The 26,867-nt window shown below is 40.8% G+C and carries 27 protein-coding genes; 24 read left to right on the top strand and 3 right to left on the bottom strand.

Annotated features, from left to right (window positions below):
- Positions 1–35 precede the first annotated feature (35 nt).
- The 8 genes from HWQ49_RS10615 (at position 36) to spoIIID (ending at position 8,023) form a co-directional block, all read left to right on the top strand.
- A complete protein-coding gene (locus HWQ49_RS10615) occupies positions 36–437 on the top strand; it encodes a F0F1 ATP synthase subunit epsilon (RefSeq protein ID WP_188207599.1) in 402 nt (133 codons plus the stop codon).
- Positions 438–748: 311 nt separating this feature from the next.
- A complete protein-coding gene (locus HWQ49_RS10610) occupies positions 749–982 on the top strand; it encodes a DUF1146 family protein (protein ID WP_188207598.1) in 234 nt (77 codons plus the stop codon).
- A 72-nt stretch (positions 983–1,054) separates the two neighbouring features.
- Positions 1,055–1,738 (top strand): YwmB family TATA-box binding protein, encoded by a 684-nt coding sequence (locus HWQ49_RS10605; RefSeq protein ID WP_188207597.1) that lies wholly within the window; start codon positions 1,055–1,057, stop codon positions 1,736–1,738.
- Between the two features lie 35 nt (positions 1,739–1,773).
- Positions 1,774–3,081, top strand: a complete 1,308-nt coding sequence (murA, locus tag HWQ49_RS10600; RefSeq protein ID WP_188207596.1) for a UDP-N-acetylglucosamine 1-carboxyvinyltransferase — start codon at positions 1,774–1,776, stop codon at positions 3,079–3,081.
- Between the two features lie 214 nt (positions 3,082–3,295).
- Entirely contained in the window at positions 3,296–4,279 is a 984-nt protein-coding gene (gene spoIID / locus HWQ49_RS10595; protein WP_188207595.1) for a stage II sporulation protein D, read from the top strand.
- Between the two features lie 946 nt (positions 4,280–5,225).
- Positions 5,226–6,128, top strand: a complete 903-nt coding sequence (locus tag HWQ49_RS10590; protein ID WP_188207594.1) for a nuclease-related domain-containing protein — start codon at positions 5,226–5,228, stop codon at positions 6,126–6,128.
- Between the two features lie 562 nt (positions 6,129–6,690).
- The gene (locus tag HWQ49_RS10585; protein ID WP_188207593.1) at positions 6,691–7,386 is read left to right on the top strand and encodes a M23 family metallopeptidase; all 696 of its coding nucleotides are present in this window, start codon (positions 6,691–6,693) and stop codon (positions 7,384–7,386) included.
- 379 nt (positions 7,387–7,765) lie between these two features.
- Positions 7,766–8,023, top strand: a complete 258-nt coding sequence (spoIIID, locus tag HWQ49_RS10580) for a sporulation transcriptional regulator SpoIIID (RefSeq protein ID WP_188207592.1) — start codon at positions 7,766–7,768, stop codon at positions 8,021–8,023.
- Positions 8,024–8,094: 71 nt separating this feature from the next.
- Here spoIIID and HWQ49_RS10575 read toward each other — a convergent pair whose 3' ends face one another.
- Positions 8,095–8,613: a hypothetical protein gene (locus HWQ49_RS10575; RefSeq protein ID WP_188207591.1), complete on the bottom strand. Its 519-nt coding sequence runs from the start codon at positions 8,611–8,613 to the stop codon at positions 8,095–8,097.
- Between the two features lie 299 nt (positions 8,614–8,912).
- Between HWQ49_RS10575 and HWQ49_RS10570 the strand changes: the two genes are divergently transcribed.
- The 13 genes from HWQ49_RS10570 (at position 8,913) to HWQ49_RS10510 (ending at position 22,627) form a co-directional block, all read left to right on the top strand.
- Complete coding sequence (locus tag HWQ49_RS10570; protein WP_317450927.1) at positions 8,913–9,305, top strand: MerR family transcriptional regulator; 393 nt, start codon at positions 8,913–8,915, stop codon at positions 9,303–9,305.
- Positions 9,302–10,816, top strand: coding sequence for a class I adenylate-forming enzyme family protein (locus tag HWQ49_RS10565; protein WP_188207589.1), 1,515 nt, complete (start codon positions 9,302–9,304; stop codon positions 10,814–10,816). Before HWQ49_RS10570 ends, HWQ49_RS10565 begins: the two co-directional genes overlap by 4 nt.
- Before the next feature lie 18 nt (positions 10,817–10,834).
- The gene (locus HWQ49_RS10560; protein WP_188207588.1) at positions 10,835–12,490 is read left to right on the top strand and encodes an acyl-CoA dehydrogenase family protein; all 1,656 of its coding nucleotides are present in this window, start codon (positions 10,835–10,837) and stop codon (positions 12,488–12,490) included.
- A gap of 482 nt (positions 12,491–12,972) precedes the next feature.
- A complete protein-coding gene (gene mreB, locus HWQ49_RS10555) occupies positions 12,973–13,974 on the top strand; it encodes a rod shape-determining protein (protein WP_188207587.1) in 1,002 nt (333 codons plus the stop codon).
- A 24-nt stretch (positions 13,975–13,998) separates the two neighbouring features.
- A complete protein-coding gene (locus tag HWQ49_RS10550; protein ID WP_188207586.1) occupies positions 13,999–14,823 on the top strand; it encodes a flagellar hook-basal body protein in 825 nt (274 codons plus the stop codon).
- A 95-nt stretch (positions 14,824–14,918) separates the two neighbouring features.
- On the top strand, positions 14,919–15,746 hold the full coding sequence (locus HWQ49_RS10545; protein ID WP_188207585.1) for a flagellar hook-basal body protein: 828 nt from the start codon (positions 14,919–14,921) through the stop codon (positions 15,744–15,746).
- Positions 15,747–15,781: 35 nt separating this feature from the next.
- Complete coding sequence (locus HWQ49_RS10540; RefSeq protein ID WP_188207584.1) at positions 15,782–16,132, top strand: DNA-directed RNA polymerase subunit beta; 351 nt, start codon at positions 15,782–15,784, stop codon at positions 16,130–16,132.
- A 33-nt stretch (positions 16,133–16,165) separates the two neighbouring features.
- A complete protein-coding gene (gene fabZ, locus HWQ49_RS10535) occupies positions 16,166–16,603 on the top strand; it encodes a 3-hydroxyacyl-ACP dehydratase FabZ (protein WP_188207583.1) in 438 nt (145 codons plus the stop codon).
- 147 nt (positions 16,604–16,750) lie between these two features.
- A complete protein-coding gene (locus HWQ49_RS10530; RefSeq protein WP_188207582.1) occupies positions 16,751–17,014 on the top strand; it encodes a hypothetical protein in 264 nt (87 codons plus the stop codon).
- Between the two features lie 352 nt (positions 17,015–17,366).
- A complete protein-coding gene (locus tag HWQ49_RS10525; protein ID WP_188207581.1) occupies positions 17,367–18,197 on the top strand; it encodes a TetR/AcrR family transcriptional regulator in 831 nt (276 codons plus the stop codon).
- Between the two features lie 11 nt (positions 18,198–18,208).
- Positions 18,209–19,087 (top strand): efflux RND transporter periplasmic adaptor subunit, encoded by an 879-nt coding sequence (locus tag HWQ49_RS10520; RefSeq protein WP_188207580.1) that lies wholly within the window; start codon positions 18,209–18,211, stop codon positions 19,085–19,087.
- A gap of 2 nt (positions 19,088–19,089) precedes the next feature.
- Positions 19,090–22,152, top strand: a complete 3,063-nt coding sequence (locus HWQ49_RS10515; protein WP_188207579.1) for an efflux RND transporter permease subunit — start codon at positions 19,090–19,092, stop codon at positions 22,150–22,152.
- 277 nt (positions 22,153–22,429) lie between these two features.
- Positions 22,430–22,627, top strand: a complete 198-nt coding sequence (locus HWQ49_RS10510) for a hypothetical protein (protein WP_188207578.1) — start codon at positions 22,430–22,432, stop codon at positions 22,625–22,627.
- A gap of 58 nt (positions 22,628–22,685) precedes the next feature.
- Here HWQ49_RS10510 and HWQ49_RS10505 read toward each other — a convergent pair whose 3' ends face one another.
- A complete protein-coding gene (locus HWQ49_RS10505) occupies positions 22,686–23,654 on the bottom strand; it encodes a nuclease-related domain-containing protein (RefSeq protein WP_188207577.1) in 969 nt (322 codons plus the stop codon).
- Between the two features lie 102 nt (positions 23,655–23,756).
- The gene (locus tag HWQ49_RS10500) at positions 23,757–23,900 is read right to left on the bottom strand and encodes a hypothetical protein (protein ID WP_188207576.1); all 144 of its coding nucleotides are present in this window, start codon (positions 23,898–23,900) and stop codon (positions 23,757–23,759) included.
- Positions 23,901–24,153: 253 nt separating this feature from the next.
- Here HWQ49_RS10500 and HWQ49_RS10495 point away from each other — a divergent pair, with 253 nt between their 5' ends.
- The 3 genes from HWQ49_RS10495 to HWQ49_RS10485 all read left to right on the top strand — a co-directional run bounded on the left by HWQ49_RS10495 (position 24,154) and on the right by HWQ49_RS10485 (position 26,731).
- A complete protein-coding gene (locus HWQ49_RS10495; RefSeq protein ID WP_188207575.1) occupies positions 24,154–24,534 on the top strand; it encodes a PAS domain S-box protein in 381 nt (126 codons plus the stop codon).
- A gap of 59 nt (positions 24,535–24,593) precedes the next feature.
- On the top strand, positions 24,594–25,568 hold the full coding sequence (locus tag HWQ49_RS10490; protein ID WP_188207574.1) for an EAL domain-containing protein: 975 nt from the start codon (positions 24,594–24,596) through the stop codon (positions 25,566–25,568).
- 218 nt (positions 25,569–25,786) lie between these two features.
- Positions 25,787–26,731 carry an LCP family glycopolymer transferase gene (locus HWQ49_RS10485; protein WP_188207573.1) on the top strand — a complete coding sequence of 315 codons (945 nt, stop codon included), beginning with the start codon at positions 25,787–25,789 and terminating at the stop codon, positions 26,729–26,731.
- Positions 26,732–26,867: the final 136 nt, after the last annotated feature.

The following is a 26,867-nucleotide window of genomic DNA, read 5'->3' as shown; positions in this document are numbered from 1 at the left end:
ATTGTCGCTTAATAAGAGCCCGAGGAGGGGTAAGATTGAAAACACTAACTGTGAGTGTTGTCACTCCTGACGGCCCTGTACTAGAAGAATCATATGAAATGGTTAGCGTGAAAGCTGAGGGCGGTGAACTTGGTATCTTACCAGGACACATTCCATTAGTTGCACCTTTAACCATTAGTGCAGTTCGACTGAAAAAAGAAGGAAAAACAGACAAAATTTCTGTGAGTGGTGGCTTCCTAGAAGTTCGCCCAGATCAAGTAACGATCTTAGCTCAAGCCGCAGAAAATCCTTCTGATATTGATATCGACCGTGCAGAGGCAGCGAAAAAACGCGCCGAAGAACGATTGAATCAAGTTAAATCAGAAGAAATTGACTTTAAACGTGCTGAACTAGCACTACAACGTGCAGTTAACCGTTTAGATGTAGCCAACCAATAAAAAAAGATCTGGCCAAACTCGGTCAGATCTTTTTTTAACATACTTCGACATGACAATTATTTTTCCGGTGAACGTTAAATTAATCCACCGATTGCCAAATAAATCACCCAGTTGAGCAAGCAAAGTCGGAAGAATTAGATCAAATCTCTTATCACGATTATTTGACATCCACCGTTGAATCGCGTATAAGTGAAACTAACAGCGTCGAATCAAAAGACAATTGCCCATATTTCTGTGTCGATATTTCCCGGGAAATCCAGCAATCGATTAATTTTTACATAAAGCAATAACTAAATGAGAGGTGGTCATTTATGTACGTAGATGTTGCAGTCGATGCGATGGTCGGAATCGCTTCACATATTATCTTTATTATTCTAGCTTGGAAGGCTTTAGATTCGTTGAATATACAAGCTTTATTCAAAAAGCAGCGCGAAACGGAAAGTAAGATCTTATTTATTTTATTATCTATTGCGCTCGGGACTACAGTAAGCAATTTCTTCTTAGACTTTATCAACTGGTCACAACAACTAACTTACCTGTTATAAAAAAGTCGAAATTTTTGACGTTTATATTTTAAACGCATAGACCAACCTGTTACTAAAAGGGGGAACCGGTCTATGCGTTTAGTTTATTCAGTAATGACATTCATTCTATTATTTCAATCTTTAGTCTATCAATCTATTAGTTTTAACTCCGTAGAGTCCTTTGAGTTCAATGATTTTGATGAGTTAGCTCAATATGTCCTTGATCAGGATTTAGATGCGACAACTTTTCAAATTACGATGAAAGTAAACCTTCCAGAGGATGAAGCTAATGCCTTAGTAGCCGATCTGAAAAAGGTTTCAAACAATTATAAAAAAGACCCTCAAAAAAGTATCCCATTTAGCGAATCATTTAGTGTAATTGACCTTGATCATCACAAAAATAAGCAAGTTGTATACGATATAGTAGGGGACGAATGGAACCAAACGATTTATCAACAAGTGAAAGACTACTTATCCCATTCTAATTTCCAAACATTTAGTGAAAATGGTGAGGTATACTCTTGTTTTCAAAGTGAAATTGATGGTATGATTAATAGTAATTTATTTAAAAAGGAATTTTTGCAAGATTTTGCTGTCGAACTAAATAATATTTTAGTAGAAGATAATTTTACAGTTTTAAGTGGATATAGCGAGCAAATGACTAATTATATTCCCTTAGATCAAAGTAAAATGAATATTCAAATGGCCATTCGTGAGCAGGATGTAGAAAAAAATGTCGTAACAATCGGAACACCTATCCTCGTCATTGAATATTAAATAACATACGGACTATCGACACGGAGGGAAAGATATTGGAAAAAATCATTGTATCTGGAGGTAATAGATTGACTGGCACCGTTAAGGTTGAAGGTGCTAAGAATGCTGTCTTACCTGTTATTGCAGCAAGCATTATGGCTACAAAAGGAAGAACAACGTTACACCAAGTACCAGCATTAGCAGATGTTGATACGATTAGTGAAGTTTTGAGATATATGAATATTAATGTTTTAAGGGATGGAAATACCTTATACGTTGATGCGACAGATGAACTAAAAACTGAAACACCTTTTGAATATGTTCGTAAAATGCGTGCATCCGTCCTCGTTTTGGGACCTTTATTAGCCAGGTATGGGCACGCTAAAGTCGCAATGCCAGGTGGTTGCGCCATTGGCTCACGTCCAATTGATCAACATTTAAAAGGACTTGAAGCTATGGGTGCAACAGTTCATGTAGGCAATGGTTATGTAGAGGCTTTTGCTTCCGATCGATTGCATGGTGCAAGAATTTATTTAGACTTTCCAAGTGTAGGTGCTACTGAAAATCTAATGATGGCAGCCGCACTTGCAGAAGGAACTACCATCATTGAAAACTGTGCTCGAGAACCTGAAATTGTTGATCTAGCTAATTACATCAATCACATGGGTGGTAAAGTCATCGGTGCAGGTACAGAAACGATTCGCATAGAAGGAGTACCAGAGCTTACAGGTGTTACTCATACAATTATTCCAGACCGAATTGAGGCTGGAACATTTATGCTTGCCGGTGCACTAACTGGTGGGGATATTATTGTTGAAGGTGCAATCCCAGCTCATTTAAGATCGCTAATAGCTAAGATGAAAGAAATGGGCGTTAGAATTGAAGAATATGATAATAGTGTCCGTGTTATTGGCACCGACAACTTAAAGGCAATTGATATTAAAACTTTGCCCTACCCAGGTTTTCCAACAGATTTACAATCACAACTAATGACTCTAGCGATGAAAGCGAAAGGCACAAGTGTGATAACTGAAACGGTTTTTGAAAATCGCTTTATGCATGTTGAAGAGTTTAGACGCATGAACGCAACTGCTAAAATCGAAGGGCGTAGTGCGATTATAGAAGGCCCTGTAGATTTAAATGGAGCTGAAGTGTCTGCAACAGATCTAAGAGCAGCTGCAGCCCTAATTATGGCTGGATTAGTGGCAGAGGGTCGCACTATTGTGACAGAGCTCAAGCATTTAGACCGTGGCTATGTTAACTTCGTTGAAAAGTTACAAAATCTTGGAGCCGATATTATACGAGTGAATGATGATCAAAAGAGTAAAAGTCATAGTGATGATTCTATCATTCAATCTAGCTAATCATAGAATTTTAATAAAGAAGGAGAGGCGCTTGTTTCAGGCGCTTCTCCTTTTTTATGTTTTTTTGTTCTATTAATCCTCCTTACTGAATAAGAATATTACTAGAAAAGTGATCATAAAAAACACATGAGTCGACAGACATTCTTCATTTAGTCTGAGGTGTCGTTTTTTCGTGACAGTTATTTTGGCGTAGTGATAAAGGAGGAACTAATATATGAAAAAACAAGGAATCATACTAGGAGTTATCTTATTAGTTACGATTACTCTGATCCCAACCTTAATAGTAATCCCGTTTGCTGAAGCATCTACTGAGCATATTGAGATGGATCGTGAAGAAGTTAGTGAAGCTCTTAATGTAGAAGAGGAAGAAGCAGTTAGTGTAGCTGTTTTAAGAGAAGACACTAATACTGTTGATCAACTTGAATTAGAAGACTATGTATCATTAGTCGTTGCATCTGAAATCCCAGCAGAGTTTGAAATGGAAGCACTTAAAGCGCAAGCGTTAGCGGCAAGAACATACATCGTTCAAAAACTAGTACACGAAAATGGTGAGGACTCAGATTATGACGTGACCGATACGGTTGACGACCAGATGTTTAGAAGCGAAGACGAACTCCGTGAGATATGGGGTGTCGATTACTCAAATAATATGAATAAAATTAACCAGGCTGTCCAGGAAACAGCAGGTGAAATCATTACTTATGAAGGTAGCCCAATCACTGCACAGTACTTCTCAACAAGTAATGGATTTACTGAGAATGCTGAAGACTACTGGCAAAATGAAATCCCTTATTTACAAAGTGTCACCAGTCCTTGGGATGAAGAATCACCAAGATTTAGAGACCAAGAAGTCTTTACCTATCAAGAAGTTTTTGATCGACTCGGTCTAGAGGTTGCGACTACTATTGATGTGGCCAATATCGAACGAACAGAAAGTGAAAGAATTAGCCAAATCACTATTAACGGAGAAACATTTACTGGACGCGAGGTTAGAGAACGCTTAGGACTTCGCTCCAATGACTTCACAATCGAAACCCAATCAGATCACATCATATTTAAAACACGAGGCTATGGTCATGGTGTCGGGATGAGTCAATATGGAGCTAACGGAATGGCACAAGCAGGTAATTCATATCAAGATATCATTAAACATTACTATCAAGGTGTTGAGATTGAATCAATCGATCAGTTGTTATAATAGTAGGAAACGGATTAAAGAAATGAAAATGAGAGTACTCTCTTGTGGGAGTGCTCTTTATTTCTGTGTGTCCGTGTGTGAGCAGTCGCTCTATCTTGGAAGGAAAGTTTGAGTGGTGGGGGTGGTCAAGGGGAAGCGCGATCTATTCCCGGTGGAGTCACTCAAGTGGGGTGGTTGGTCAGAGAGAGGTGCGCTCTATTCCCGGAGGAGTCGCTGAAGCAGGGTGGTTGGTCAAAGAGAGGTGCGCTCTCTTCCCAGAGGAGTCGCTCAAGCAGGCCGGTCGGTCAAAGAGAGGTGCGCTCACTTCCCGGTGAGGTTACTCAAGTAGGGTGGTTGGTCAGAGAGAGGTGCGATCTATTCCCGGTGGAGTCACTCAAGTGGGGTGGTTGGTCAGAGAGAGGTGCGCTCTATTCCCGGAGGAGTCGCTGAAGCAGGGTGGTTGGTCAGAGAGAGGTGCGCTCACTTCCCGTAGAAGTCGCTCAAGCGGGGAGATCGGTCAAAGAGAGGTGCGCTCACTTCCCGGAGGAGTCGCTGAAGCAGGGTGGTTGGTCAAAGAGGTGCGTTCTCTTCCCGGTGAAGCCGTTCAAGCAGGGAGATCGGTCAAAGAGAGGTGCGCTCACTTCCCGGAGGAGTCGCTGAAGCAGGGTGGTTGGTCAAAGAGGTGCGTTCTCTTCCCGGTGAAGCCGTTCAAGCAGGGAGATCGTTCAAAGAGAGGCACGCTCTCTTCCCGGTGAAGTCGCTCAAGCAGGGTGATCGGTCAAAGAGAAACGCCCTTTTTTCCTCGATATTAAACAAGGATACCCGTCAATTAGAACTCGCCTTATTCCCCCAATCAAACTCTCACCCAAGAAAAATGAATCAAAATACCAAACTTAAACTCTAGAAAGTTATTATTTTTAACCTACTTAGTATATAATAGGTTCTAATTAAAGAAAGGATGTGGAACATGCTCTATAAACCTCGAACACAACCTACCGAACTGAAAATCTTGAAGCACCTTGACCAGCGAATGGAACTTCCCACCAAGGACAAGCAATATTTATTGAATTTAGAAAAGGGGTTTGAGGGGGAATTAATCTTTGACTCACTTCTAGAAAAAATTCAATGTGAAACCTACATCATAAACGACCTCCGATTGTCCTCAGGTAACAACGCTTTTCAAATCGATTCGCTTATGATCACCAACAATAAAGTATTCTTTTATGAAGTGAAGAATTACAAAGGTGATTTTTATTATGAAGAAGACAAATTCTTCAGAAGCAAATATGAAATTATTAATCCATTGCATCAATTAGGCAGAAGTAAATCACTGCTTCATCAAGTACTCCAAAAGAACGGTGTGACCCTATCAATTGAAGCATCAGTGGTATTCATTAACCCTGAATTCACTTTATATAACTCACCCATCGACAAACCAATCATCCACCCAACCCAGATCAACCGCTATCTTAAAAAATTCAATTCAACACCAACAAAATTAAATGACAGCCACAGACGCCTAGCAGACACTTTATTGAATCTTCAAAACCCAGAACCTTCGATTGAACACATACCAACCTATGATTACAATCAACTACGTAAAGGATTAACCTGTCTCAATTGCAACTCCTTCTCCATTGTTAATGAAAATAATATTTGTAAATGTGAAGCTTGTGGAAATTGCGAAAAGCTAGAAATGGCTGTTAAACGAAATATTGATATATTCAGGCTCCTATTTCCTCAAAGAAAAATAACAACGCAAGCCATTCATGATTGGTGCCAAATCGTAACATCCAAAAAAAGTATATGGAAAATACTAAACAGAAACTATCAAAAGAAAGGAGAAAATCGTTGGACTTATTATGAATGAAGGTGAATCTTTTTAACAAGTTCTTTTATGGCAAAGTGTGCAGGTAAAGTGGGATGTGCTCATTTCCCGCTAGAAGCCCTTTAGAGGTGGGTTTGGTCAAAGAGAAGCCGTCTCACTTCCCCAAAGGCCCCCTCAAGCCAAGCGATCGGGAACAGAGGAGTGGTCTCACTTCCCAAAAGGAACCCTCAAGCCAAGCGACCGGGAAAAGAAAAGCCGTCTCACTTCCCCAAAGGCCCCCTCAAGCCAAGCGACCGGTCAAAGAGAAGTGGTCTCACTTCCCCAAAGGCCCCCTCAAGCCAAGCGACCGGGAAAAGAAAAGCCGTCTCACTTCCCAAGCAACCCCTCTCAAAAAGCAACCGGTCAAAGTAAGTGCACCTAACCTATGCCTGAAAAATAGCATTCAAACAAGCTCTATAACCCCACAAACAATTTTCAACAAAAATCGACAATCTGCTTATTTTATCCCAAAACTTCTATGTTAAACGCAATATTTACAAAAAAATTCATCTTCCATGTATATAATTTTTCCTTTTCGTTCAGAATGGTTGCTGAGGTGATGAAAATGAATGAAAAGGAAAGAAAGTCTTTCCACGAATCTAAGTGGAAAAAGCTCACACGTCAACGCTGGTTTTATCCAACTCTTTACATTACTTTAGTAGCTGTCGTGTTGGCAGGGGTGTTGGTTTATCAGTTCACAGGAACAGATGATGTCGTTAATGACGACTACAGCTGGAATGTTGAACAAAATGATCTAATCGAACACCAGGAAGATGCAGAGGCAGCGGCAGCAGCTGGTGAAGAAGCAGAAGCTGTTACTGCAGACCAGGAAGATTTAGTTCTACCTGTCTTACTTGGTGATCGCACAGAGATCATGACTAACTATTATGATGTTGACGCTTCTGCTGAAGAGCAAGAAGATGCGCTTATCTTTTACAATAATCAATATTACCAAAGTAAGGGTGTCGACATCACATCTACTGATGGTGAGCCGTTTGATGTCATTGCATCTCTAAGCGGTACCGTTGTTAGCGTTGAAGACGATGAGTTACTAGGCTTAACAGTTGAACTAGAACATGAAGGAAATCGTTCAACCGTATATGCAAGTCTTTCTGAAGCAGAGGTTCAAGAAGGTGACGAGTTAAGCCAAGGTGATAAAATCGGCGTATCCGGTGAAAATGTTTACTCCGGAGCAGATGTGAGCAAAGTACATTTCCAACTACATGAAGATGGTGAACCTGTTAACCCAGGCTTCGAATAAAATCCATCTTAACCATCCATCCGAAACCCCCGTCAATGGACGGGGGTTTTACTTTGTTTGTTAAGCTTTTTATGTATATAACGTGTACCACGAGTTCAGCAGAGATCTTCGTTTCAATGCCGTTACAAGCATGACGGAGCGCCGTATCGTCAAAGAGATCGCTTCACAAGGCAGCGAATCGTCAATGAGACTCTTTCTATTTGACGTCTTCACTTAAGCATTAGAGCAAAATGGCATTGAGACCACTTACTATTCCCAGATGTCTCCCTCTATAAATCAACCTCTATAACTGTCCTAATATTCAAGCATATTCCAACAACCCTCTGAATAAAATGTACTATCTACACCTTAAGAGTGAACATCACAGGAGGCGAGTGATTTGCACGATTACATCAAAGAGCGAACAATCAAGATTGCCGAGCACCTTCTGGAAAGTCGAGATACGGTGCGTGCGATTGCTAAGGAATTTGGAGTTTCGAAAAGTACGGTTCATAAAGATCTTACGGAACGTTTACCAACCATTAATCCCGCCTTAGCTAAGGAAGTTAAACAAGTACTTAACTATCACAAATCGATCCGTCATCTAAGAGGTGGCGAGGCAACGAAGAAGAAGTACAAAGAGAAAACCAGTGTCTAAAAAAGTTTAACCAAAGCCTGTCACATTGTAACCTAATCTTTTAATATCCTATAAGGTGACAGGCTAAGTGGTTAATAGTTTGATTGGTATAACAACATCTCATCAACGAGCTGTTCTCCATCAGGATCTTGCCACTCAATAACGGCATAGATTCTTTCAATATCCTCTTTTAGGACAGGCTCACCTTCGTGTAAAAAGGCGCCCTCACTCCTAGATTCACCCAAACTCACATCACTTAGGTCAAATGTTAAATCATTATTCATCACAATCGATGATGATGATAAAATTTCTTGATGATCGTGAATATCTGCAATCACTTGGAAGTGGAAATAATCTGTTTCATGATACTCATCTTCCCGTTTAAAAGATAATTTCCCGCCTCTAGCAATCTGCTCCTCTGGTGATAGCTCAATTTGATAATTGGACAACTCCCAGTATTGACTACTTCCATCCAACGAAAAAACAAGCCGTGGGGCATCTTCAAATTCAGATTGCTCATCATCACCAGTTAACGTGAGCCAAGCAAGCGTAATTAAAAAAGCTCCAATGATAACTAAAGGGTAAACAATCTTATTAGACATTTTGGACATGGTCTTTACCTCCTAATAAGAATCTACCACAGTCCACATTAATTCATCAATTTGAATGAGGGGTTAATCAACAAAAACGAGGATGCAATCAACCAAATTAATGCTCTAATCAACAAAACTGAGGGTTTAATCAACAAAATTTAAACTCCAATCAACAAAAATAAGACCACCATCAACATAAATGACACTCCCACTCCATTCAACACCCCCACCATTTTCTTAAAAAACGGTTGAACTTAACGTTAACGTTAATGGTAAACTATAAATATGTGAAAATTCAGAATAAGGGAGGTCGTCAGGTGTGTAGCCAATCAACCATATCGGAATTGGCCAATAAGTTTCATGTGTCAACAAGAACGATCCGCTATTATGAAGAGATTGGATTAATCCAACCTCGTCGTAATCAGAGTGGTCACCGTATTTTTTCTAAAAAAGAAGAGATTCAACTGCAGTTGATCTCACGTGGTAAAAAATATGGCTTTAATTTAGATGAGATTAGGGAAATGATTCATCTTTTTGATAAGGACCCAACTGGAAAAGAACAGTTGAAACGTACGATTGAATACGGTGAAGAGAAACTATCGGAAGTGAATCAACGTATGGAAGAGTTGAGACAGATGAAAGAGGAGATGGAGCAATTTTTGCAAGTGTTCCATCGTGAGTTAAATCAATTAGAGGAGGAAGTTAAATGAATATTTCTAGCTTACTAGTTGATCAGTCACGAAAATATCCAAAACATGAGGCACTTGTAACACCACAGGAGCGCATTAGCTATCAGAAATGGAATGAACGGGTCAATCGGGTTGCTAATAGGTTAAAAGACCTCGGCATGACACCAGGGGATAAATTGATTATTCACATGCCTAATGTACCTGAATTCATGTATTTATATTTAGCCGTGATCCGCTTGAAAGGAATGGCCATCCCGATTAATGCTAAACTAACGCAACCAGAAATTCAGTATATTATCGGTCATAGTGAAGCAAAGTTTTTCGCTACCCACGAGTGGCTTTTTGAACAATCTGAAGGCTTAGCAGAGAATGATTCATTAACTTTAATTAAAACAGGCGAACCCCAGGGTGATTGGCTTAGCTTTGCTGAACTTCTTAAAGGGGATACAACGCCCATTGAATGCGATGCGACGGAGGATGATGAAGCATCGATCCTCTACACATCAGGTACAACGGGTAAACCAAAGGGTGTGGTATTTACCCATAGAAATATTTTGACAGTAGCAACGATGATTTGCATTGAAATGCCGATGAATAAGGATAGTCGCGTGTTACACATGATGCCACTTAGCCATTCAGCTCCACTTCACTTATTTATGGCAGCAGGATTATACGTCGGTGCAACCCATGTCTTAGCTCCAACTTTCACACCTGAACTACTCATGCAAATGGTTTCTCAAGAGAAAATCACCCATTTCTTTGGAGCCCCGGTTGCTTATTTGATGACGGCTAAGCACCCAGACCTGGCAAAACACGATTTATCCTCTATGAAATATTGGGTTTACGGTGGCGCACCTCTTGGTAAGAAAGAAGTTAATTTTGTTAAACAGCAGTTTCAAACGGACCGGTTAGTCTGTGTCTACGGCTTGACAGAAGCGGGGCCGAATGGAACGTTATTGACACCTGAGGAACATGATGAGAAGTCAGGGAGTATTGGCAAACGAGCTGCTTTGAACTGTGAAATTCGCTTAGTAGACGAGGAAGGAAAAGATGTGCCACAGGGTGAACCAGGTGAGATTATTTTACGCGGGGAAGGCACGATGAAAGGTTATTATCAAGCCCCTGAACAAACAGCAGAGACTATTAAAGATGGCTGGCTTTATACAGGAGATATCGCCCGTGAAGATGAAGACGGCTACTATTGGGTTATTGACCGTAAAAAAGACGTGATTATTTCTGGTGGAGTGAACATTTACCCAACAGAAGTTGAGGATGCACTAAAAGAACATCCGAATGTCGAAGATGCAGCTATTATAGGTATCCCACACCCTGAATGGGGCGAGACGGCTAAGGCTTTTATCGTGACCAATAGGACAGAAAATGATCTTGCCTCAGAGCTCAAAACGTTTTTAAGCAATCGTGTCGCTAGCTATAAAATTCCACGGTTATATGAAGAAGTGGAAGCGCTACCACGTAATGCAACTGGGAAACTGTTACGCAATCAATTGCGAGAAGGTCAATCTGTGACTTAAAGATAGGAGGGTATCTTGGTGAGCAAACAAAATTTTTATACAAGTGATCCATTGTTAAAGAAAATATTGCAAAAAAATTTATCTACATCCTTTTTTGAATACGCTGATGCACGTTTAACCAAATTTGGGGAAAAAGTCGCTAATGACATTGATGAACGTGCGGTTCATACCGATCGCGATGGCCAACCCTGTCTCGTGAAATACAATCAAATGGGAGAAGAGATTAATCAAGTTTGGGTGAACGAAGGTTATTTACAGACCGTTGATGAAACCTATCGAACCGGGATTGTTGGCTATGTTCATAAGGAGATTCCTGAACTAGGGAGGGCTGGAAACTACCTTTATTCTTATGCACAAGGGTATTTACTTTCCCATGCCGAGCCAGGATTTTACTGTCCAGTTACTTTGACAATGGCTACCGCGTACTTGATCGATCACTATGCCGATGGTGGCCTGCGCCAGCGGTTCCTACCACATGTGATCGCAACAGGGGATGAAGAGCTTTATGAAGGAGCGACATTTTTAACCGAACGACAAGGTGGTTCAGATGTTGGAGCCAATGAGGTTGAAGCACGGGAAGAAGATGGCCACTACCGGCTCTACGGTGAGAAATATTTTGCCAGTAATGCCGGCATGTGTGGCGTAGCTATGGTACTTGCGCGCATGGAAGGAGCTGAGGAAGGCACCCGTGGGTTAAGTTTGTTTTTAGTTCCTTGGGAAGAAAATCGAGTAGAGGGACGTTTAGGAATCCGTCGATTAAAAGATAAACTTGGCGTAAGAGCGGTTCCCTCAGCAGAAGTCGAGCTCTATGGTGCTAAAGCATTTTTAGTCGGAGACCCATCACAGGGCTTCAAATACATGATGGAAGCTCTCAACTTATCACGAGTGTGTAACGCTGTTGCCTCACTTGGCATCATGCGCCGTGCTTATCTCGAATCGCGAGACTACGCCTTAAATCGTGAGGCCTTTGGAAATAAATTAATAGATTACCCGATGATCCAAGAAACGTTAGCTAATCTTGCCGCAAAACTAGAAATCGAAACGGTTGCTACCTTTGATTTAGTGAACGATTTTGACCGAGTGATGAAGAAAGGAGCGGAACCCTCAGAAGAAGAACAGGTCATGCTCCGTTTAAAAATAGCCTTACTGAAAAAAGAAACTGCTGAACAAGCGATTAGCTTCGCACACGAGGCGATCGAAATGCACGGTGGTAATGGCTACATTGAAGACTTCGTCACTCCGAGATTATTACGTGATGCCCAAGTCTTAACCGTCTGGGAAGGAACAGCCAATATTCTCGGGTTAGAGGTTTTACGCTTAATCGAAAAATTTGGCGTCCACGAATTGTTCGTTGGCGAAATTCGAAAACGCCTTGGAGAGCTAACAAAAGTCGATGAAGAGCTGATTAATCAAGTGGAAGCAACACTAGGAGAACTGCAAAAAATCCTAACCCAAATTCAAGGCGAAGGAGAACGCGCGATCCTCATGCACCCGAAAAAAATCGCCCTGCACATGACCAAAATCCTAGAAGCCACCACTGCGTTAGAAATGGCAGACGAAGAAACGAACGAACGGACACAAGCCATAGCTGAAACGTTTCTTAAACAGACATTCAGTAGTCAACCCTCAACCCACACATTTTCTCAAGAGCACTTCGAAAAAATCATTCAATAAGGAAATCCCACCCAAGTGGTGGGATTTTTCAATATAAAGTCCCTTGAATAACGGAAATAACGGAAAATCAATCAAAAAAAGTGGGTGCAATCAACAAAAGCGGAGCAGTAATCAACAAAATTGCGAGTGCAATCAACAAAATTGCAAGTGCAATCAACAAAAACGATCTCCTATGAGCACCTTCAATCCGTGAGAATGAGGCTTCAATCCGTGAAAACGAGCCTCCAATCCGTGAAAAAGCACCCCCAATCCGTGAAAGTCGGCCTCCAATCCGTGAAAGTCGGCCTCCAATCCGTGAAAAAGTACCCCCAATCCGTGAAAAAATCATCCCCAACTCAACCCCGATTATAATTTTTCTCATGCTTTCTACATAAGCAAAAAATAACATGACACAATAGGAAAATAGTGATAAAATATGACAATAGAATAAATATATTTTCGTACGTGAAAACGTTGTGAATAGTCAGGAGGATTAGTCTTTCATGTTCGCTAGAGATATTGGTATTGACTTAGGTACAGCTAATGTGTTGATTCATGTCAAAGGTAAGGGAATTGTTTTGGACGAACCATCTGTTGTGGCGATGGATCGGAATACGGGTAAGGTTTTAGAAGTTGGTCATGCAGCGCGCCGCATGGTGGGGCGTACTCCTGGTAATATTGAAGCAATTCGCCCACTTAAGGACGGTGTGATTGCTGATTTTGACGTGACTGAGGCGATGTTACGTTATTTTATTGAAAAGATTAATGTGCGTGGGATGTTTTCTAAGCCACGTATTCTAGTATGTTGTCCGACGAATATAACTAAAGTTGAGCAAAAGGCGATTAAAGAAGCGGCTGAGAAGTCAGGTGGTAAGAAAGTTTACCTTGAAGAAGAACCAAAAGTTGCTGCAGTTGGTGCGGGTATGGATATTTTCCAGCCTAGTGGTAATATGGTTGTCGATATTGGTGGTGGAACGACGGATATTGCGGTGTTGTCAATGGGTGACATTGTGACATCTGAATCCATTAAGTTAGCCGGTGACAAATTCGATCAAGAGATTTTGCAATACATAAAACGCAAGTATAAATTGTTAATCGGTGATCGTACAGCTGAAGATATTAAAATCAATGTGGCGACTGTTTACAAAGGTAATCGTCAAGAAACAATGGACATCCGTGGCCGTGACTTAGTGTCTGGATTACCAAGAACAATCACTGTTCATTCTGATGAGATTGAAGAGGCTCTTCGTGAATCAGTTGGTATGATTGTCCAAGCAACGAAAACCGTTCTAGAAAATACGCCTCCAGAACTTTCGGCAGATATTATTGACCGTGGCGTCATTATTACTGGTGGTGGTGGTTTACTAAACGGAATCGATCAGCTGTTAGCAGATGAGCTTAGAGTACCTGTTTTTATCGCAGAAGACCCAATGAGCTGTGTGGCTAAAGGTACAGGTGTCATGCTAGAGAATATTGATAAGCTACCAAAGGATAAAATTGTTTAAGTTAGTGGAGGAGGTCTGGTTTTTATGTTAAAAGGTTTTCATACAGCTGGTGCTGGAATGATGGCGAACCAACGCTATCAGGATTCGTTAAGTAATAATATGTCAAATGCTCTTACACCAGGTTATAAACAAGACCGTTCCTCATTTCGAGCTTTTCCAGAAATGCTAATTCAAAATATGGGTTCAGAAAATATCCCGACTCAAAATGGTGGTCTAAACCTACCGAAAAACCATATCGTAGGCCCGATTAATACCGGTGTTTACATGCAGGAAGACCAACCTTTATTTGAACAAGGTGATGTGAGGGATACGGGGATTAGTACGGACTTAGCCCTGCAAAATGGGGATCTTCCTGATGAGACGGGGACCCTATTTTTCGAGGTTCAAAATGGTGATGAAGAAGTTCGTTATACGCGTAATGGTAATTTCACCGTAGATGCTGAGGGCTTTTTGACGACTAATGAAGGCTATTATGTATTAAATGAAGATGGGGAACGGATTCAAACAGGGACAGAGGAATTTGAAGTATCAGCTGATGGGCAAGTCACCTCACCATTTGACAATACAGCAATTGGTCTGGCTTACCACCCGAATGCTAATGACTTCGTCAAAGAAGGAGATAACCTGTTCCGTAATGAAGGGGAAGAAGCTGCTGTTGACGCACGAGGTGCAGACGGGGTTAATTTCCAAGTCCATCAAGGTCAATTAGAGTGGTCTAATGTCGACCCACAAGAGTCAATGTCAGAAATGATGCGTTCATACCGAATGTTTGAAATGAATCAACAAGTCGTTAGAATGTTTGACCAAAGTATGGAACTAGCATCTAACCAAATCGGAAAACTACGCTAATCCTACTATTGAATAAATCATCAAGGTCAATGCTCAGAAATTAAGTGAAATTAAGAAAGCCTTAGGAATCGTTCCTGACTCGAGGAGGAGAAACTATGAGAAACATGTTGAATGCGGCTACCACCATGGGACAATTACAACAACGAATGGATTTAACGTCCAACAATTTGTCGAATGTGAATAATCACGGTTATAAATCTCGACAAAGTAACTTTTCATCACTCATGTTTCAACAAGTTAATAACCTATTAGATCATGACCAGGACGCACTCCGTCAAACGCCTGATGGGATCCGTGTTGGTTCTGGTGCCCGTCTAGCAAGTACCAACATGAATATGGATGTCGGAACGGTAGAACAGACAGATCGCCCACTGGATGTCGCCATTCAGGACTCTAATCGTTTCTTTGTTGTTAATGGCCCTGCTGGTGAAGGCGAAATGGAAGAACGTTATACAAGAGCAGGTAATTTCTATTTGTCTGAGCTAGGTGACGGTGAATTTATGCTTACGACAAGTGCAGGATATCCTGTAGAAGGTCAAGATGGGCCGGTTGTCATTGACGATCAGTTTGACGATATTTCCATTAATGAACTCGGTCAAGTTGAAGTGACTAGGGACGATGAAACCAATGTTGAAGCCACCTTGCAAGTCGTTGACGTTAACAATACACGCGTCATGGAACCAGTTGATGGAGATACATTTGTCATTAATGAAGATGAATTAGAAGTCCCGGTTGAAGACATGGTAGAAGCGGTTGCACCGGAACAAGCGAATTTACAATCAGGTGCACTAGAAGCTTCGAATGTTGATATGGGTAAAGAATTTACTGACTTATTAGAATCACAACGCGCTTATTCCTTTAACGCCCGTTCGCTATCCATTGGTGATCAGATGCTAGGGCTAATCGGTAGCATGCGTAACTAATAAAGGAATAGTTCCGGAGAATTGAGGTTTGAAATATGACTCCAGATGAAAATCAACCAAAGTCAAGAAGGCTTCGCGGGGCGAAAAAGTTCATCCCCAAGTTAAATTTTAAAAGAAAACAATCAGAGCCGAGCGAAGATAAAACAACGGCATCCCAACGAAAACTTGCCAAAGCTGAAAAGAAAAAGGCTCGTAAATTAAGAAGAGGGCGCATTCAATATATCCCCGGTTGGTTACGTGTGATCATCGTGTTAATCGCTAGTATCGCAGCCTTATTAGTCGGACTTATGGTCGGCTATGGGGTTATTGGTGATGGTGGCGACCCGAGTGATGCGCTCGATCGTTCTTTATGGCAGGGATTCTACGACTATATTCGTGGGAAGTAATTATCACTTCCACCTATATGAGGAGGCTATTTCATGTTAGATATCGAACAAATTAAAGACATCATTCCACACCGTTATCCTTTTTTATTAATTGATCAAATTACAGAGCTTGAAGAAGGAAAACGTGCCGTTGGATACAAAAATGTCACAGCAAATGAACCATTTTTCCAAGGCCATTTCCCAAATTATATGGTCATGCCAGGTGTGTTAATTGTTGAAGCTTTAGCCCAAGTTGGCGCAGTTTCGATCTTAAAATTAGAAGAAAACCAAGGAAAGCTAGGTATGTTTACCGGTATTGATAAATGTCGTTTTAAACGCCAGGTTAAACCGGGTGACACACTCAAACTTGAAGTGGAAATGCTTAAATTAAAAGGTCCAATCGGAAAAGGGAAAGCCACTGCCACAGTTGATGGCGAAGTGGCATGTGAAACAGAGATTATGTTTGCGATTGTCGACCCAGAAAAAGAATAATACTCAAAGACTTGCCCATGATAAAAGGCAAGTCTTTTTTTGGTTAACCTCCGAACGAATCCTAAATAAATTCATCATGAATTTATGATAATTTAACTAATCTTGGAAACACTAAGCGTGAACATAATCAATACAGGAGGTTCGAATATGAAAATAAAGTTCTGGAAAGTTTGTATGGTCACGTTATTATCTTTCGCACTTGCAACAGGTTGTGCAACAAACGATGGAGAAGAAGACCAAGATCCAGGTACAGATGCACCTGAAGAGGAGCCTGATATGCAGCAAGAAGAAGAAATGGATGACGAAAACCAAGATGATGAACAAATGCAAGATGACTTTGATGATGATGACCAATCAGGCGATCAACAAGGTGAACAGCAAGATGAACAACAAGATGAAGAGAATTACTAATCCCTAGATCTTCTTAATTAATATAGGTCCGAAAACACATAGGGTGTTTTTGGACCTTTCCTTTTGTAAATCATCATAAGATGCTGATCAACTCCCCACTACTCTTTCCTAATGAATAACAGTGCCTGTTATTGATCCCAACATGATACATAACCATTGGCCGAGAAAATCACCATAATTGTAAGGTGTCGTTCCTATAAAGGGCGTCGCTTTCCTTTTTAACGGTCTATAAAGGTATAGATGTCTTTTTCGTGAAAAATCACACACATAGGTTGTGAATATACCTGTTCTTTTGTTAATATAAATAAAGTGACTGACTGGTCATTCCAGATGTGAATGAGGGTGTGAGAAAATGCAAGAAAAGAAGAAAAGGATTATTGCAGCGAGTGTTGACCTTTTCGCTGAAAAAGGATTTCACGCGACTTCTGTGCAGGAAATCGTAGGGCGTGCGAACGTAGCGAAAGGGTCTTTTTATAATTATTTTCAATCCAAGAATGAGCTTGTTCATTCTATTTATGATTATTATTACGCAGTTATACAAGAACAAATGGATGTCGCCAAGCAAGAGGGAGGGTCCCCTAAAGAGTCTTTAGCGAAACAACTAGAAGTATTTTATAAAGTGTTATTAGAAAACAAACCACTCATTAATATGATGATTAATGAGAAAATACCTTTAGGTGAAGACATGGAAGGTTTGTTAATTAATATTAGGCGTCAAAATCATGAGTGGTTACGAACCAACGTTAAAGCTATTTATGGCGAACGTGTTCGACCTTATTTATTAGATGTGATTGTCGTCTTAGAGGGAATGCTACAAGGGTATGCCAACTGGCTTATAAATGATGAGGAATCTGTTGATTTAAACAGGCTACCTACCTTTATCGTTGAGCGTTTAGACGATGTAACTGAACAATTAATCGCTAAACAAGTCAAACCAACGATAACAGGAACGCCGAAATATTTAAAAGAAAAATCAATTTTACTAGCTAAGCTCCGGCAGAAAATTCAAAGCACCGTCTCTGAAGAGCAAACAAAAGCAGAAGAGGCAATAACGGCCCTTGAGAAAGAACTGAACAAACAGGAGCAGGAAGCAATTATTATCGATTCATTATTGTTCAAACTCGAACAATTTACGGAATTACAAGGTGACGTTAAAACATTAAGAGAACAACTTAACATATAGAGGTGAAAGTGATGAAAAAATGGATGTTAACGATGATGGTTGCTGCAGTTGTACTGTTAGCAGCGTGTAATGAAGAAGCAGATGGAGATGATGAAACAGTCGATGTTGAAACGCCAGTTCAAGTGACAGAACTAGAAGTGAAGGATTTTACATCAACACGAAGTATGACAGGAAGAACGATGCCGAGTGATCAAATGCCAGTGATGGCGGAGTCACCGGGTGAAGTAGAAGAGTTATTTGTGAGTCGAGGAGACTTCGTTGAAGAAGGTGAGGTTCTAGTTGAATACCGTTCACCACAGTTTGGCCTTATGGAAATTGAAGCGCCAATGGATGGTATGCTTGATGAGGTTAACATGGTAGAAGGACGCATGATCACCAATGAAGAACCAGTAGCAATCGTCCTTGAAGTTGATCCATTAGAGTTAACATTTTCAGTTACTGCCGGAAACCGTGATCATTTTTCCAAAGGTGATGAAGTGCCGGTTTCTATTTCACAAATCGATTACGAAGGTGAAGCAGAAATTACTTATGTCTCTAGTACAGCAGGGGAAAATGGTCTATTTGACATAGAAGCGGAACTCGAACAGCCTCATGACGACGAGATTCCTGCCGGAGTGACAGCTCAAGTATACTTAGAAGAGTTAATCGCAGCTGATGCATTTGTCGTGCCAACAGAAGCGATTGTTGATCGGGGAGCTGACCGATATATCTTTACCGTTGAAGATGGAGTGGCGAAAAGAGTTGAGGTGGATGTCGTGACGATGCAATCTGCTGAAACAGCTGTTGAAATAGTTGAAGAAGATGCGATTTCTGAAGGGGATCCGGTTATTGTCCGTGGTCAATTGACGATTGCTGATGGCCATCCGATTCGTATTGTTGAGGAGGACTAATCATGCGTATAGTAAATACATCAATCAAACGACCGGTTGGAGTGATTATGATCGTCTTGGCGATCTTAGCGATGGGGTTTGTATCCTTTCGTAATCTGGCCGTCGATTTGTACCCAGATATTGATTTACCGATTGCTGTAGTCGCCACGTCTTATGATGGTGCTGCACCACAAGAAGTTGAAGAACTGGTGACAAGACCGATTGAATCATCGGTCAGTACGATTGAAGGCGTCGAAACGATTCAGGCGCAATCACAGCCAGGAAGCTCATTAGTTATTATGATGTTTGATATGGATACTAATTTAGACAATGCTTTACTCAATGTGAGAGAATCTGTCGATCAAGTATCCGGTATGCTGCCAAGTGGAGCCAATGACCCGAGCGTGCTTCGTTTTGACCCGCAACAAATGCCTGTGATGTGGGTTGGACTAACAGGCGATGATAAGGACGCTTTACAAAACGTAGCCGAAAATGAAGTTGAGTCCTTATTTGAACGGCAAGAAGGCGTTGGGTCAGTCACGATTGAAGGTGGCGAATCGGCTGAAATCCAAGTTGAACTAGACCAAGAACGTTTAAATCAATTCGGCTTAAGCTCACAGGAAATTTTACAAGAGATTAATAGCGCCAACCAGTCCGCGTCGGCTGGTGTTATTGAGCGAGGCAGCCAAGAACTGCAGCTTCGTATTCCAGGTGAATATCAGTCGATCGAAGAAATAGAAGAGACGTTAATTCAAACTCAAGCAGGTGACTTCATTCGCTTAGAGGATGTCGCAACAGTCGAGCGTCAAACGGTTGAAGAAAATGGTCGAACGCTCGTCAACGGGCAAGAAGCGGTTGTCATGAGTATTTTAAAACAAACTGATGCGAATACAGTTGGTGTGTCTGACGAAATTATCGCATCGATGGATGATATTCGTAGCGATTTACCAGAATCGATTGAAATTCAAACCGTTTTTGATACAGCTGAATTCATTCGTATGTCAATTGATTCAGTCTTCCAAAACTTAATCATTGGTGCGGCCTTTGCCGTCTTGATTTTATTATTATTCTTAAGAAGTTTTCGCGCGACATTAGTCATCGGACTATCGATACCAATTGCGGTTATTACGGCATTTACACTGATGTACTTTACAGGAGAAACCGTCAACATACTGACCATGGGTGGACTCGCACTCGGAATCGGAATGATGGTCGACTCCTCAATTGTTATACTCGAACATATCGTAACCTACCGAGAACGGGGTTACAGTATGAAGGAGGCTGCACGTAAAGGGGCATCAGAAATTGCACCAGCCGTGATCGCGTCTACGACAACGACCTTAGTTGTCTTTTTACCGATTATCTTCGTTGAAGGAATAGCGTCGGAAATTTTCACACCGTTAGCGTTAACAGTTGCCTTTGCGTTGATCGCTTCTCTAGCTGCATCGATTACAATTATCCCGATGCTGTCATCCAAGCTATTATCCAAAGCCTTTGATAAAGGTGGTAGACGTTACTGGTTTGATCGATTCCTAGACATGATCATTCGAATCTATCAACGGTTCTTACGTTGGGTATTAAAATTCAGGAAAACGGCAATCTTTGGAACGCTAGCCATTATTATCGGAAGTATCGCTTTAGTTCCACAAATAGGTGCTGCCTTTATCCCAGAAGCAGATCAAGGTCAAATTGAAATTTCGGTGGAAACCCCATCGGGAACTAATTTAGATACAACCTCGGAAGTGGCAGATGAAATTAATGCAATACTTGCAGAGGATGAAGAAGTGATTGAATCAAACTTCGTCACCATCGGAGGCGGTGGTGGTATGGGAATGGGCATGGGTAGTAGTGCGAATAGTGCTAGCTACATGGTCCAGTTGATCCCTGCAAATGAGCGTAAGCAATCTACCGAAGAAATCATGCAATCATGGGATGAACAAACCCAAGATATCGTTGGTGCCGATATTTCAATTAACGTCATGGGCGCTAATATTAGCGCAGGCGATCCCATTCAAATTGAGATCAGTGGTGATGAACACGATGTACTCAATGAACTAGGTGAACAGTTTGTAGACATTATCTCAGAAGTTGAAGGCGTGCATAACCCAACCACTTCAGCTGAAGAAGGTCGCCCAGAAATGGAGATCGTCATTGATCGGGATGTCGCGAGTGAATATGGGTTAACTTACGAACAGGTCATGGGTCAGGTGAGCATGCAACTCGTTGGCCAAGTCGCTACCCAATTTAGAAGTGGTGGTGAGGAATTAGATGTTCGCGTCATGACTCCAGAAGACCAACGATCAACTATTGAAGACATTGAAAACTTAAAAATCCAATCACCGGTCGGCGCGTCACTTGCCTTAACAGAAGTAGCTGAAATTGTGCAGACACAAGGTCCTAATGCACTGAGTCGTCAAAATCAACAGCGAACCGTCACTATTTCAAGTGACATTTTGGATCGAGACTTAGGAAGTGTCAGCAATGATGTCGAAGCGGCATTAGAAGGTGTTGAGATGCCAGACGGTTACACCTATTCCATGGGTGGTGAAGCAGAAGACATGGCAGAAGCCTTCGGAGACTTAGCCATTGCCTTGGTTTTCTCGATATTCCTAGTATACGCAGTCATGGCCGTGCAGTTTGAGAACTTCCTGCACCCATTCGTCATCATGTTCTCACTACCAGCTACTGTCGTCGGCGTCATCTTAGGACTATTCGTAACCGGCCTGCCGTTTAGCATCCCAGCCTTTATCGGGGTCATCATGCTCGCCGGAATCGTCGTCAACAACGCCATCGTGCTGGTCGATTACATCAACATACTAAGAGAAAAAGGAGCCGAACGCTTCGAAGCGATCCTCGAAGCCGGAGCCAACCGCCTACGCCCAATCCTAATGACAACCTTAACAACCGTCTTAGGAATGATCCCATTATCACTCGGACTCGGCCAAGGCGGCGAAGCCCAACAACCATTAGCCGTCGTCATTATCTTCGGCCTATTCGTCTCCATGTTCTTTACACTACTGCTCATACCAGTCGTGTACACACTATTCGACGACCTATCAGCCAAATTCACACGGCGAAAATCATAAAGACGTTTCTGGCCCCTGCCAGAAACGCACCATATTGGGGTGAGTGGATGAGCATTTCCGGCCTGAGCCGGAAATGGACCCTATATTTTAGGAAAAAAGAGAAGCCTTGGCACACACAAGTGAGTGTTTAAACTCACCACGTCGTGCCAAGGCTTTTTCTATGTTATGAGTGGGTGAATGTTAGATTAAGCGGCTAGTTTGGGAGTGAGAGAGTGATGGATGAGTAGTGAGCTCTTTGGTGGTGGGCGTGCGCTTTGGGGTGGGGAGTGTAATCTGATTGAATAAGGTGCCAATCCGTGAGAATGAGGCTTCAATCCGTGAAAAGGCGCCTTCAATCCGTGAGAATGAGCTTCCAATCCGTGAAAAGGCGCCTTCAATCCGTGAGAATGAGCCCCTAATCCGTGAAAAGGCGACTTCAATCCGTGAGAATGAGCACCCAATCCGTGAAAAAGCGCCTTCAATCCGTGAGAATTAGCACCCAATCCGTGAAAAACCCCATCCAATCCGTATTAACGATCACACAGCTAGCGAGACTACCTCTTATAAGGTCTATGTTTCATTAAATAACTAAAATCGGAGTCTATACTATAATTTAATCGATACTTCCGATATCTATTTTTCCCAGAACTCCTCAAGTTAAGCTTTTTAATAATTTGATAAGCAACATCTGCTGAATCCAATCTCAACCAATACTTAAGCTTTTTATTTGTAATCTCTGGACCGAAAATTAGGAAATAATCTTTCAAGGCACTAATGTGTGCGTCGCGACTAACTAAGCCACACTTAGAACAATGCCACTTCCCGGAGCGATAATTCAACATCACTTTATGACAGTCTGGGCAATTAACACCGGGTACTAAGTTGCGAGGGGTAAGGTTAAGTTTGTCCATGTGGTTTACTTCTAGAGGGGTATGCGATCTTTTAATTTCTCGAAGAAGCTGATGTGTATTTTTGAGATGATAACAGTCCTTATATTGGTTAATCAATTGATTGATTAAATCTCCAATTTTATAACCAGTTGTGATTCTCGGATCAAGTTCGACGCCACTTTCACGTTTTAACACAACGTTTCGATTTACAAAAGTGACCAGGTTTTCTACAGGCATGCCGGTATAACCACGCTCATGAAGCCAGCTTCGAAAATGGTAGGCCTGTTTATGAACTTGTGCAATTGGATCTTGATAAGTTTTAGTTGATCCATCAGATTTTTCTTGATACATCAACCCTAACTCATGATCGATCGTGACGATGCCTGTTAAATTTTTCACTTCAACGATGAGAATGAATTTAGAAAAGATTAGGATGTGGTCCATCTGAAAGGCGTGTTTGTGATCGAGAAGTAAACGAATTCCTTGTAGGGCTTGGAAATGAGGCTCTAAAACGGTGCCTAAATAGTAGTGAAGAGATTGCTCACCAGCGTAACCGGAATCAAAGGATTTGATCTCCTCGAGGAGTTTCGGGAATGTGGGATCATCATCACGCAGGTGGCGATCAATAGACATTAACTGTAGCAATTGATTCGGGGGTTCAAAAACTTTCGATAAAGGGCAAGACCTCTTTTCATCTGAATTTAAACGTAGACAACCCATTTAATTCATAAATATTTAATTAAAAAAATCAAAAAGATCCTTCCAATCAAAATAACTGCGAAATAAATCCCCACCCATAGAAAAGTAAAGTGTTGTAATAATGACTCCAAAGATTACATAAATCGCGCAGCCTAGTACTAGCTTTCGTTGCTTGTTCACGGTCTCTCACTCCTTAATTTATATCCTACTATGACTATAAAGGGTTGTCGATTTTTTTCGAACCCTTACGAAAGAAATTTTTTTAAAAAAGTTTTTAGTGAATAAAAAATGGGTATAAAGTAACAAATAACAAAAAGAATGTAGTTAATATAAAAAAAGATAGTGACGTTTTGTCGAAATGGCTTGAATTCTGTTGAATTAATTGAGGTTAAGTATTAAAAGATTTAAGCTTTAAGGCTTATACTTTGGAAGGATGTTGAGGGACATTTTTATAAACAAACACCATTTAAATGTATGGTACAACCATACAACTACAGCGATTACTTTAATAGACACAAATGGCGTGATTAAAGAGGTCAATAGTATTTATGAAGAGCTCTTTGGTTGGTCTTCTAAGGAAGTTATAGGGGAAGTGTACGGTTCAAGGCTGAATACTGAGTTAATTTCACCTTCAGAAGAAGTGAAGTTCTTAGATGATTTACATACCCCTCAGAAGGCTAATGCAGTTAGAACAAATAGAAGAGGCGTGAAAATGTTAACTGAACTAATCATAAAGCCAACCTGGCATAAGGGTGAAAAGTGTGGATACATTGAAGAGTGTACATTTCTGGCTGTCATCAGGAAATCCAGATAAACACTTTTGAAGTAAAGGATGGCTGTTCAATTTAATTACAAAAGAGGAAGGTTAGTAAAATGTCTGTTAGTAAGTTAGAAACGTTAATTAAGAATAATGATTTTTATCACCTTTACCAACCTATTTACGATATCCAGAGGTGGGAGATTATAGGTGTTGAAGTACTATTTCGTTCAGATTTATTTGTTAGTCCAGTTGAGGTTTTTGAATTAGCTAAAGAAGAAGGTAAGTTGATTGATTTAGAAAAATTATCTATAAGCAAAGGGATTACTGGTTTTTCTAATCTCTCAGATAACGACCATCTACATTTATACATTAATGTATTTCCATCAACCATTTCAAATCCACTATTTCGTGAATTTCTTAATCAACAAGTCAAACAAAGCAATGTTAAGCAGCAACAAATAGTAATTGAAATTATTGAATCAGAAGCTATCAGAGATTTATTAGAACTAAAATCTCATATCAGGCGATTAAAGAATGATGGGTTTATCACTGCCATAGATGATGTTGGTAAAGGAGCTTCCACACTACAGACGATCATGGAGCTTGAACCACAAATTATCAAAATGGATCATTATTTTTCAGAAGAATTACCTTATTCAACATTAAAACAACGTATGCTTGAATCTTTATTGGGATATTGTAGACAGACAGATACTAAAATGATTCTTGAAGGTATTGAGTCGATCAAAATTTTAGAAGTAGCGAAGTCACTGGGAATTCAAGAAGGACAAGGATTTTACCTTGGGGTACCCAATACCTTAGAGACGTTTTTAGCTGACCAACCTAATCCGTGTGAAATCGAGCAATTTAACCAACAGATTAAAAGCTGGGTACAAAATAAGGTGCCTGTGAAATTAAAACTAAGTGATGATCAGCTTGTAAGTGGAACGATTATTTTATTCGATAAACGTAGTCAAAGAATAATGGTGTACACAAATGATGATGAAAAAATCGAACATATAGAATTGAAACATGTAAAAAATATATCATCAGAAAAAAGCTACATGAGTATCGACAACTTACGTTAATTAATATAACTCATTGCATAACACTAATCATTTAGAATCTTAGCCATTCTAAAATGGTTAGTGGATTTTTTTGTCCAATTTCGGACATGACTAAGATGAATAACCCTGATGTAGTCATGTTTTCTCAGTGATTTTTAATCCGATTCTAATATAATTTTCCAACGTTGATAATACAATGGCAATACTGGTTAGTACAGAAAGGATCGAGGTTGAAGCCGATGAGTGGTAGTCGAATGGAGAGAAAGAAGCAGCAACAAGGCAGGCGTACTGGCATTAAAATTGTCATAGCTATTCTGGCCGTTGCGATTATTGCTGGGGGAGTTTATCTATATAATATTTATAATCAAGTAGATCGCATGGTTTCAACGATGTATACGCCACTTGATTCTGATCTGGAGAAGCGTCAAGAGATTGAGGATCGCTTGCGAAGTCGACATACGATTAATGTTCTCTTATTAGGTGTTGATGAGCGTGCAGGGGATCGGGGTCGCTCAGATACAATGGTCTTCGGTTCATTAAACCCGAATACGAATAAAATGCTCATGTTTAGCATCCCACGTGATACGTATGTTGAAATTCCAGGACGAGGAATGGACAAAATCAATCATGCCTATGCGTTTGGTGGTTCAGAGCTGTCTGTTCAGACGGTTGAAAACCTCTTTGATACGACGATTCATTTTTATGCTAAGGTTAATATGGAAGGTTTACAAGATGGGGTCGATGCGCTTGGTGGTGTAACGGTATACAACGACGAAGCCTTCAGTTCAGGTGGGTATAATTTCCACCAAGGTGAGCTTCACTTAAACGGTGAGGAAGCCTTGGCCTATTCGCGTATGCGTAAGGAGGATCCTCGTGGTGATATTGGCCGGGGTAATCGTCAACAGCAAATGATTGATGCCATGATCGAACAAGGGATGACTTTTGAATCATTTTCAAGGGTGGAAAATATCTTAACAGCAGTTGGTGATAACGTTGAAACCAACATGCAAATGGAAGAGATGCGACAAATGTTTAGAAATTATCGTGGGACGCGTGATGAAACGATTCGTGAAGAGATCTCAGGAACTGGACAAATGATGGGTAATGTGTGGTACTACATCGTTTCCGAAGACGAACAAAATCGAATGAGCCAAGTTATCCAAGACCATATGGAAGCTGAGTAGAACTTAACACGCACTTCGCGTAATCATTTACCATATAAAAAACCGTTTCAGCACCATATCGCTGATAGACTAACCTAAAAATTTGAGACAATATAAAACACCTTCGAATGGTACAATTAAAACAAGTACTAAATCG

Origin of the sequence: Alkalibacillus aidingensis, from assembly GCF_014595945.1 — a bacterium.
Lineage (GTDB): Bacteria > Bacillota > Bacilli > Bacillales > Alkalibacillaceae > Alkalibacillus > Alkalibacillus aidingensis.
The sequence above is the reverse complement of the archived record's forward strand: the minus strand, read 5'-3'. Positions and strand labels throughout refer to the sequence as shown.

What these genes read in the sequence shown, in the direction of transcription:
- HWQ49_RS10610 (WP_188207598.1), top strand. Translation starts at nt 749, where the DNA reads ATGTACGTAGATGTTGCAGTCGATGCGATGGTCGGAATCGCTTCACAT.
- HWQ49_RS10605 (WP_188207597.1), top strand. Translation starts at nt 1,055, where the DNA reads ATGCGTTTAGTTTATTCAGTAATGACATTCATTCTATTATTTCAATCT.
- spoIID (WP_188207595.1), top strand. Translation starts at nt 3,296, where the DNA reads ATGAAAAAACAAGGAATCATACTAGGAGTTATCTTATTAGTTACGATT.
- HWQ49_RS10590 (WP_188207594.1), top strand. Translation starts at nt 5,226, where the DNA reads ATGCTCTATAAACCTCGAACACAACCTACCGAACTGAAAATCTTGAAG.
- HWQ49_RS10585 (WP_188207593.1), top strand. Translation starts at nt 6,691, where the DNA reads ATGAATGAAAAGGAAAGAAAGTCTTTCCACGAATCTAAGTGGAAAAAG.
- HWQ49_RS10575 (WP_188207591.1), bottom strand. Translation starts at nt 8,613, where the DNA reads ATGTCCAAAATGTCTAATAAGATTGTTTACCCTTTAGTTATCATTGGA.
- HWQ49_RS10565 (WP_188207589.1), top strand. Translation starts at nt 9,302, where the DNA reads ATGAATATTTCTAGCTTACTAGTTGATCAGTCACGAAAATATCCAAAA.
- mreB (WP_188207587.1), top strand. Translation starts at nt 12,973, where the DNA reads ATGTTCGCTAGAGATATTGGTATTGACTTAGGTACAGCTAATGTGTTG.
- HWQ49_RS10550 (WP_188207586.1), top strand. Translation starts at nt 13,999, where the DNA reads ATGTTAAAAGGTTTTCATACAGCTGGTGCTGGAATGATGGCGAACCAA.
- HWQ49_RS10545 (WP_188207585.1), top strand. Translation starts at nt 14,919, where the DNA reads ATGAGAAACATGTTGAATGCGGCTACCACCATGGGACAATTACAACAA.
- HWQ49_RS10540 (WP_188207584.1), top strand. Translation starts at nt 15,782, where the DNA reads ATGACTCCAGATGAAAATCAACCAAAGTCAAGAAGGCTTCGCGGGGCG.
- fabZ (WP_188207583.1), top strand. Translation starts at nt 16,166, where the DNA reads ATGTTAGATATCGAACAAATTAAAGACATCATTCCACACCGTTATCCT.
- HWQ49_RS10530 (WP_188207582.1), top strand. Translation starts at nt 16,751, where the DNA reads ATGAAAATAAAGTTCTGGAAAGTTTGTATGGTCACGTTATTATCTTTC.
- HWQ49_RS10525 (WP_188207581.1), top strand. Translation starts at nt 17,367, where the DNA reads ATGCAAGAAAAGAAGAAAAGGATTATTGCAGCGAGTGTTGACCTTTTC.
- HWQ49_RS10520 (WP_188207580.1), top strand. Translation starts at nt 18,209, where the DNA reads ATGAAAAAATGGATGTTAACGATGATGGTTGCTGCAGTTGTACTGTTA.
- HWQ49_RS10515 (WP_188207579.1), top strand. Translation starts at nt 19,090, where the DNA reads ATGCGTATAGTAAATACATCAATCAAACGACCGGTTGGAGTGATTATG.
- HWQ49_RS10505 (WP_188207577.1), bottom strand. Translation starts at nt 23,654, where the DNA reads ATGTCTATTGATCGCCACCTGCGTGATGATGATCCCACATTCCCGAAA.
- HWQ49_RS10495 (WP_188207575.1), top strand. Translation starts at nt 24,154, where the DNA reads ATGTTGAGGGACATTTTTATAAACAAACACCATTTAAATGTATGGTAC.
- HWQ49_RS10490 (WP_188207574.1), top strand. Translation starts at nt 24,594, where the DNA reads ATGTCTGTTAGTAAGTTAGAAACGTTAATTAAGAATAATGATTTTTAT.
- HWQ49_RS10485 (WP_188207573.1), top strand. Translation starts at nt 25,787, where the DNA reads ATGAGTGGTAGTCGAATGGAGAGAAAGAAGCAGCAACAAGGCAGGCGT.